The organism is Bizionia sp. (assembly GCF_048259285.1).
GTDB classification, from domain to species: domain Bacteria; phylum Bacteroidota; class Bacteroidia; order Flavobacteriales; family Flavobacteriaceae; genus Algorimicrobium; species Algorimicrobium hallyeonense.
The window spans coordinates 1-8,923 of record NZ_JBLXHU010000056.1 but is presented as its reverse complement, the minus strand read 5'-3'; the positions used below and the strand labels follow the sequence as shown (position 1 = coordinate 8,923).

General features: G+C 35.6%; 5 protein-coding genes. 2 read left to right on the top strand and 3 right to left on the bottom strand.

What is annotated here, in order from left to right; all coding sequences use genetic code 11:
• Positions 1 to 277 precede the first annotated feature (277 nt).
• Both ACN0QX_RS14305 and ACN0QX_RS14300 read left to right on the top strand, forming a co-directional pair.
• The gene (locus tag ACN0QX_RS14305; protein WP_417197923.1) at positions 278 to 1,789 is read left to right on the top strand and encodes a DoxX family protein; all 1,512 of its coding nucleotides are present in this window, start codon (positions 278 to 280) and stop codon (positions 1,787 to 1,789) included.
• 59 nt (positions 1,790 to 1,848) lie between these two features.
• Entirely contained in the window at positions 1,849 to 2,133 is a 285-nt protein-coding gene (locus ACN0QX_RS14300) for a DUF6520 family protein (RefSeq protein WP_417197921.1), read from the top strand.
• A 59-nt stretch (positions 2,134 to 2,192) separates the two neighbouring features.
• Here the strand turns inward: ACN0QX_RS14300 and ACN0QX_RS14295 are convergent, their stop codons facing one another.
• The 3 genes from ACN0QX_RS14295 to ACN0QX_RS14285 all read right to left on the bottom strand — a co-directional run.
• Positions 2,193 to 4,673: an alpha/beta hydrolase family protein gene (locus ACN0QX_RS14295; RefSeq protein ID WP_417197919.1), complete on the bottom strand. Its 2,481-nt coding sequence runs from the start codon at positions 4,671 to 4,673 to the stop codon at positions 2,193 to 2,195.
• Between the two features lie 122 nt (positions 4,674 to 4,795).
• Positions 4,796 to 6,208, bottom strand: coding sequence for a RagB/SusD family nutrient uptake outer membrane protein (locus tag ACN0QX_RS14290; protein WP_417197917.1), 1,413 nt, complete (start codon positions 6,206 to 6,208; stop codon positions 4,796 to 4,798).
• Between the two features lie 12 nt (positions 6,209 to 6,220).
• The coding region (locus ACN0QX_RS14285) for a SusC/RagA family TonB-linked outer membrane protein (RefSeq protein ID WP_417197915.1) at positions 6,221 to 8,923 on the bottom strand (2,703 nt) is incomplete at its 5' end.

The following is an 8,923-nucleotide window of genomic DNA, read 5'->3' as shown; positions in this document are numbered from 1 at the left end:
AAAATGACACTATCCTTATCTGCTTTAGAAAAGAGGAAACGACGTCTTAAGGATCTCTTTGGTGTAGAAAAAAGCTCAGAGCTTATTAAAAGGGCTAAAGAAGAAGGTTTTATCTAAAAAGACTAGTTTTCCCTTTAAACAAAATGTTAAATGCGGAAATACCGTAAAAAAATAAGGTAAACCCACCAAAGTCCACTTTTATAATCATTTACTTTTATTTGGCAGAGCCATTAGTGCGCAGATTTATAGCATTTAATACCAAATAAATACAAATGATATGAAATGGTATCAAAAACATACAGGTTTAATTACGGAGATCATCAGTTATCTGTTTATACTCCTTTTTGTATATGCAGCACTCACTAAACTGTTGGATTTTGAAAATTTCCGTATTCAAATTGGACAAGCACCGATGCTGAGTGCCTATGCCGGTTGGCTAGTGTGGATTGTTCCTATATCTGAAATTTTAACGGCTCTTCTACTTCTATATAAAAACACACGTTATATAGGTCTGTTGGCATCATTAGCCTTAATGGTCATGTTTAGCACCTATATTTATATCATTTTAAACCACGCTTCTAATATCCCCTGTTCCTGTGGTGGTGTGCTGGAAAAAATGGGATGGAAGGCGCACCTTATTTTTAATATAGTATTTACCTTATTTGCTCTTTTAGCCATTCATTTTCACAAAAAAAGAGATTCTAAAAGTAAGAACAAGTATGCTTTTTATGTAATAGCTTCCGTAATCTCACTTCTAAGTGTTGGTACGGTCACCATGTTATTTCTAACCTCAGAGCGAATTATATACGAAGAAAATCCTTTTATTCGTCGATACTCATATAATATTCCAAAGATTGCTAATATAAATTTAAACGGAGATGCTTTTTATTTTGCTGGTTCAAGTAAGCAACATATTTATCTGGGAAATTATAGTAGTCCACTCATTGTAAAACGAATAAACCTACAAACAGCTACTGTGAAAACCATTAAGATTCAAATCAGTAATAATAATTTACCATCCATTGCAGCTCAAGTCAGAGTCCAGCCTCCTTATTTCTTTTTAATAGATGGTCAAATTTCTATGATATTAAAAGGAACTACAACGAATTGGGAAGTAGACTCGCAATACCAAGGTAATATCAACTTTTCAAATTACCAACTAACTAATGATAACACATTACTATTTAAAACCTTGAATCCTCAATCCCAGAAAAGTGACCTTGGCTACCTCTATATAAAGGATTCACTACCCTATCAAATTGTACCGCACCTTTTGAATAATGAGTCTGACGAAATATTTAATGCCGATGGTAGTATTACATACGATGGTCTTACCAATCACGTATCCTATACTTATTTCTATAAAAATAAATTTTTGGTAATGAGTGAGAAACTTAACAACATTATAACAGCTCATACAATTGACACCATTTCTAAGCCCAACTTAATTATAGACTCTACATCGAATCCTCAACAACTAAAATTGATTGCCTCCATGATGGTTAATCCTGCAAGCTATACTTATAATGGCTTTTTATATATACGTTCTCAAATCAAAGGAAGATATGAGGCAGAAAAGACATGGAAGCAAACTCAAACAATAGATGTATACAACATCTTAAATGGAAATTATCAAACCAGTTTTTACATCTATAAAGAACAAGGGAAACCCCTAAGACATTTTTTCATAAAGGATTCTATTTTTTATGGTTTTATCGGGAATAAATTAGTCCAATATGACCTTAAAAATATGCTTCATGAAGATACACATACAAATATATCGCGATGACAGGGGTAAGATCGAAAACCTGTAAAAAAGAGTAGATCATAACTTTAAATACAAAAAATATGAAAACAATTTCAAGAAAATGGTTGCCGGCTTTTATTTTTGCCTTAGCAACCATCGGAGCCTTTTCAACACATGCAATGAGTTTAAAGGCTAAAGACGCAGCAATTGTTCAGGGGCATATTAAATTAAATCCCGCAGGAACATCATGTCAACAAGCAGATGATTGTTCAACTGTAGAAACAGATTATATTTGTACAGTCAATTATGAAGAAGATGGTACCCCACTATTTTTAGAAGAGGGGAATCAATGTACTGTTCAACTTTATAGACCTGAACAACCATAGATTCTAAAAAAAATAGGGTGGCTCATTTTAGAGCCACCCTATTTACTTTAATTCATCACTTACGGCATCCAATCGTATTTTATCCCTTCTTTCAAATAATATGCAAACCATTGCTCGGTTTTTATAGTAATATCTTTTTGACTTTCAGGACGCCCTAGGACGTGCCCTTCTTGAGGGTATAAAAGTAAACTGTTTGGTTTTCCTAGCCTTTTCATGGCCAAATGAAAGGATATACTCTGATGGTAATTCACATGATAATCCTCTTTACCCGACCACAATAAAAAAGGTGTATGAATTTTGGTGGCATGATATATAGGAGAGTTATCCAAATATCCTTGGTAATCCTCAAATAAAGAAACTCCCATGCGGTGTTGAAAATGTTCATACATATCATAACTAAGTAGAATCCGATCCTGAAGACCTAAATACCCCCGTACCATATCGGTTACACCAGCACTGGCAATAGCAGTAGCAAAAAAATCAGTTTGAGTTATGGTAAACAACGTTTCAAACCCTCCATATGAGTGTCCTATCAACCCAATTCTATCAGGATCAATAGAAGCTTCCTTCAATGCAGCTTTGGTACCTGATATAATACAATCTGCTGCTGAAAAGCCAGGTTCCCCTATGGTATAAGAAATATCTGGTAGAAATACAAAATAACCATTGTTAACATAATTTTTACTATTAAATCCTGAGCCATTATACATGGTAGGATTTACATATTGAAAACGCTTATATCCCTGTTTTTCATAAACACGTACAATCATGGGATATAGTGAATCCTTCTTATAGTCCGTCGGAAAACGAAGAATTCCTGAGAGTAAGACACCATCCTTATTGCGATAAAAAATCTTTTTGGAGCGCCCTTGTTTATAATTCTTATAATGAGGATTGCTCTGAAACAATGTTTGTAAACGATCTGAACTCAGGTCATAAATCATTAATTTAGAGGGCTGGTCGTTACGCTCCATTCTAAAACTAAAGTATCGTTCATCTTCAGATAGAAATGGATCACGAACATAATTTTCACTAAGACTTATATCTTGTAGTTTTTTTTGCGGTCTTAATATCGCATAACCCATACTATCCCCTTTTTTTACAGAGAATATCAACGATTGAGTTTGTCGATTAAAATATAATGATTGAGGTCGTTTTTGGTAAACAGTAGGCTTGGTAAGTACATGATAATGAACTCCCTTTTTCCTCCCATTCGTTAAAGACTTCACCTCTCCATTTCCAATAGGAACTTCCCATAAATCGTAACTTCCCTGCATAAATAAAGCATCTTCATCTTTGCTCCATAATAACGGAGTTAATTCATCATAATCAATTAATTGAGTATTTTCAAATTTCTTACATAAATTAACATGAACATCTGTTTTAGAATCGTAAAGCCACCACCCCTTTTCTCTGAAGTATTGAATATAACGTCCAGAGGGGCTAAAGGAAACTTTTGATGTTTCATGCAGCTGACGTTTTAAAAACAATGTTTTCCTCTCCTTTTTCAAATCTGCTATATAGAGGTCAATAGGTGGCTTCGACATGGATTGAGGTTGATAAGTTGCCGGATTGTACAGCAAGGCTAAAGATGCATCTTTATTAATAAGCGACTGAGGATAAAGTGTATCAGTAACCTTAATAAAACGATTGGTTTTTACATCCCATATCCCTAACTTGGCTGTATTTTGCCAATGCATCCTATAAGTCATTCCTTTATAGATATATGGATCACCGGCTTTCCAGACCTCTGGAAGCTCCTTCATTTCGACAGGTTGTTTGCGTTTAAAAGCAAATAATATCCTATTGTCATCTGGGGTAATCCTTAGCGGCAAAACCCATGTGCTTACCAACTTCTTATCACTTGAAAAGCCACCCCAATTATTCAAATCTATACGCATCATCTTTTCCTTAGTTATCTTATAGAAGCATAGCTCCCCTGCATCTTCATATTCTCCTTCTGATTCACTAGAAGCCATCGAAAAGGCCACACCATCTCCCGCTGCATTCCATGTGAGTTCGACAACTTTGCGAGAAGAATTCTCCAATAAGACAACCTCTTTAAGCGTTTTGTTTAAAAATACCAAGGTTAGTTGATTCTCTGTAGATTCACGGCTCATAATTGCAATGGCATTGGATTTTGGATTATGGGAATAGTCATAAACATTTAAAAAAAATGCGTTTTTACCATTTGAAAGATTTCTAATAATCAGTTCCTTCTTTTGTTTATGATACATCATAAGGTAATCCTCATTTAAACTTACTTCTACTTTATCTGCATTCATTTTTTCCATTCTTCCCGATGCCAGATGTAGTATTTGATACCTCCCATTCGCACAATGTCCAATAACTATCTTATTTCCAACATAAGCTAACTGACCGCAATCTTCAATTGCGTAAAGCCTATCTCCTATTATTTCTTTTACAAATAATGAATCTGGTTGATCTGTATAAGACTTTTTAAATAATACCCATTTCCCCTCTGAAGCAAACCCTAAAGAGTTAAAACGATACCATTTATCATAATCTTCTGGGGTCATGGTTTTACGATTACTTTGTGCACATAAAGGCATAACACAAAGAAGTCCTATCCATACTAAACCCCATAAAAGGTTGCAATTATGATGAAAGAAATTGATCGATTTTATATTTAGTCTTCTCATCAATATCCTTTATTTTGCGGTTCTAAATTTGGATTTATCAAGAGTTCATCCTCTGGTAATGGTAATATTCTGTCTGTTGTATTCCAACCTGGTTTAACTCCTAAAACAGTATCCAGCTGTTCTGTACGCTTTAAATCAAAAAAGCGATGTCCTAATTCTGTAAAGTATTCATGCCTACGTTCCTCTAAGATAAGTTTCAATAAGGTAGCTTTATCAGTAACACCAACTTCGGAAAGTCCTGCGCGATTTCTTATTTTATTTAGGTCAGACACCCCTCCCTCTATGTCGCCGTTTTGTACACGTGCTTCGCTCCTTATCAAATATTGTTCAGCCAATCGAAAAATGACACTATACTCTCTTGAGACATCCGTCCCACCTTGCTCTTTATATTTATATGCATAATACCAAGTAGTTTCCCCATCCGATAATCCCTTAATCCAACCATCCAATCTCAAATCATTAGCTTCAAAACTTGCTACAAGCTCAGGATTCAAGGCTACGTTTCCCGGAGGTACTGAAAAGAATATAAAAGCTTGCCCTTCATTGGTGTTTTGTCCTTCAAATTCAGGAGACCATTGCCAAATAGTTGTAGTATTATCTTTTAAAAACAAGGTATTTAAATTTGTGTTCCATGTATATGTACCTGTATTGTTTATGCAATACGAAGCTGCCTGAGCAGCAGCCTCCCATTGATCTGTATATAAATATATTCTTGCCATAAGTGCTTTAACTACGCCTCTATTTGGACGGGTACGATTTGGATTTACATATTCCAAACCTAATAAGCCTTCAGCTACTTTTAAATCCTCCAGTACATTTAAATACAACTGATCAACAGGAATTTTAACCACCTTAGCATTCTTTGAATAATTAGTGGTCGTTACATAAGGAACTGCTCCATAAAGTTGCGCCAAGTAAAAATGAAGGTATGCTCTTACAAATAAAGCTTCCCCTTTTAACTGATTGCAATCACTTGTAGAAAGTTGTTTTGAATTCTCAACACGTTCTAGAATTGAGTTTGCACTATAAATTAAATTATAGGCAGTATTCCACCAGCTTTTGATGGTACCATTGGAAGAAATTACCGTATTTTTATTAAAATCCTCGGTGTCAGAAGCCATACTACCGTAATAATCCAATTCATCTGCATAATTCCCCATCTGATAACTTAAATCACTTACCATACTACCATCACGCATTTCAGCATATATGGAAGCCATGGCTGCATTAGCAGAAGAAATATCGGTAAAGATATCATCAGCATTGAGTTGCGATGAAGGAAGTTCTACCTCCACAAAATCTGAACAAGACAGCAAAAATGTACTGCAGCATACAAATATTAGCAGGCTTCGAAACCAAAGATTCCCATTTGTTTTTTTATTTTTTAAAACTGTTGTTATATATTTTTTCATGATTTTATTAATTTAAAAATGGAGTTGTATCCCTGTGGTGAGTGCTTGTAATGGTGGTAAACTATTTGTGAAATTAGCTTCTGGATCTAATCCCTCATAATCTGTAAAAGTCAATAGATTTTGTCCCTTTAAAACAATACTGCAAGTAACCCCATGCAAGATATTCCTCGGTAATTGATAAGAAATAGCTATGTTCTTAAGTCTAATAAAGGAGGCATCATCCAATACAGCATTACTTTGGGAATAATTCAAATACCTTGATCTAAGTTCAGAATTAGCCCCTGAAGAATAGGGCTGAAAGGTTGCGATGTCTCCTGGTTGCTTCCAACGATCCTGTAATAGGTTTAATTGATTCCCCATTCTTCCAGCCATTCCCATTGAATGTTCACCGGTATAACGATCTTGTTTAACAAATTGAAAAAGAAAGTCTACGGATAATCCTTTATAACGAATACTATTTTGGATTCCACCAAAAAAGTCAGGATCAAATCGTATGATAGCTTCCCGATCATTTTCACGTGTTAATAAATCATCGTCGTTAAAATCTTTAAATTGATACAGTCCCGTTTGAGAGTCCAAGCCCTCATACTGATATACCTTACTGATATTTAAAGGTTCTCCTATAACATAGCTATTGCTATAGGTGGAGGTTTCTAATCCTGGAAAAGAGACCAGTCGGTTACGGTTAACACTTAGATTAAATGTAGTACTCCATGAAAAATCTTCGTTTTTAAATTGTTCGGAACGTAATGTAAACTCCCATCCTTTATTTTCTATAGTAGCATTTAAATTAGCCTGAATAGAAGAAAAACCTGTTGTTCCCGGAAGTGGTATTCCTACCAACTGATTCGAAGAACGGTTCTTAAAATAAGCAACCGTTAAAAAGAGTCGATCTTTTATAAATCCTGTTTCCATGGCTACCTCTAACTTTTTGTTTTCTTCCCAGCTAAAAGAAGGATTAAAAAGCCTTGAGGGTTCCATAACGGCTATTCCATTGTAACTATTTCCGCTAATGGTATACGTATCCAAATACTGATAATCACCTATCTGATCATTTCCTGTTGTCCCATAGCTCGCTCTTAATTTTCCATAACTTAAAAAATTTAAGTTTTCTAACCAGGATTCCTCTGAAAACAACCATGCAATACCTATTGCACCAAAATTGGCAAATTGGCGACCAGGACCAAAACGAGAAGATCCATCTCGTCTCCCTGTTATGTTTATAAAATAACGATTAAAAAGGGAAGTATTCAATCGTCCAAATATGGCATTGTATTTATATTCAGTCTGATCATCCGTGGCAATATTAATAAACGAAGCGGCAGTCATATTTCCTAATAGGCTGTTACTGGCATACCCACTAGTACTATGTACTAATTGTGAAGAAACTTGTTTTTGAAATGTCCCTCCAACTAATAACTGCGTTTTAAATGCCGAAAATTCTTTTTTATAAGATACTTGTGGTTCGACAATCCAAGAATTAAAATGTACCTGATTTTTGTAGGCATTCGAAAACTCACTGGTAATTTCATATGCTGGATCATATACAGTAGATGGACGAAGCATTTGATCAAAAAACTGATTATTAGTATAACCCAAACTGGTTTTAAACTCCAACCCATCAATAGGTTCATAAGAAAGTAACAGATTTGATATAAGGCTATTCGTTTTTGATTCATAAGAGGTTTCAAATACACTATATGGATTCTCCCAACTACTATTTTCCCAATTCAGAGTCCCATCCTCCTGATACAATGCCGGAGCATTAGGAGCTAATTGGTAGATATCTGTCATAAATGACAACCCCGGTAAGTTGTTATTTTGAATTGTATAACCAGCAGTTAAATGTACCTTAAACTTTTCATCACGGGTACTGTGATTGATACTACTATTAAGTCCAAACTTATTATACGCATAATCTCCTGGATATACAGTGGTTTCCTTATGGTAATTCCCATTCACTAAAAATTGAGTGTGCTCACTTCCCCCTGACACGGAACCTGTCGCATCTATAATATCAGAGGTTCCCCCTATTAATACTTCTTGCCAGTCCGTATAACGGTTTTGATCCCATGTTCCATTTACATCGTAAGCATTGGCAGGATATGTTATTATACCATCATTGGCATAAGCTTCCCGTCTCATCTCCAGATAGGTATTGGTATCCATAAGGTCCATGAAATTAGCAACCCTTCCCAATCCATAGGTGTATCCTATCTGAAACCGGGTTTTACCAGCAACTCCTTTTTTTGTTGTAATTAATACCACCCCATTCGCTCCACGTGAGCCATAAATAGCCGTAGCATCGGCATCTTTTAACACCTCGATACTTGCTATGGACGTAGGGTCGATATTATTTAAAGGATTAATAATTCCAGGTACTGCCTCTCCGGTATAGAAACTCTCCATAGACTGGGTTGTAAAAGGAACACCATCCACAATATACAAAGGCATATTCCCATCCGATCGCAAGCTATTTTGCCCCCTTATCTGAATTTGAAAACCACTACCAGGTACCCCCGAGTCTTGTGTGATATACACTCCCGGCATTCGTCCTTGCATAGTAGCAAGAACATTGGTAACGGGTTGCTCTTCAATATCAGCAGCAGAGATGCTTGAAATACTTCCAGTGCGCTCTCGCTCCTTTACAGAATAATATCCTGCATTGACCGTCACCGCTCCAAGATCAGTCACATCTTCCTCTAATACAAGGGA

What these genes read in the sequence shown, in the direction of transcription:
- ACN0QX_RS14295 (WP_417197919.1), bottom strand. Translation starts at nt 4,673, where the DNA reads ATGACCCCAGAAGATTATGATAAATGGTATCGTTTTAACTCTTTAGGG.
- ACN0QX_RS14300 (WP_417197921.1), top strand. Translation starts at nt 1,849, where the DNA reads ATGAAAACAATTTCAAGAAAATGGTTGCCGGCTTTTATTTTTGCCTTA.
- ACN0QX_RS14305 (WP_417197923.1), top strand. Translation starts at nt 278, where the DNA reads ATGAAATGGTATCAAAAACATACAGGTTTAATTACGGAGATCATCAGT.
- ACN0QX_RS14290 (WP_417197917.1), bottom strand. Translation starts at nt 6,208, where the DNA reads ATGAAAAAATATATAACAACAGTTTTAAAAAATAAAAAAACAAATGGG.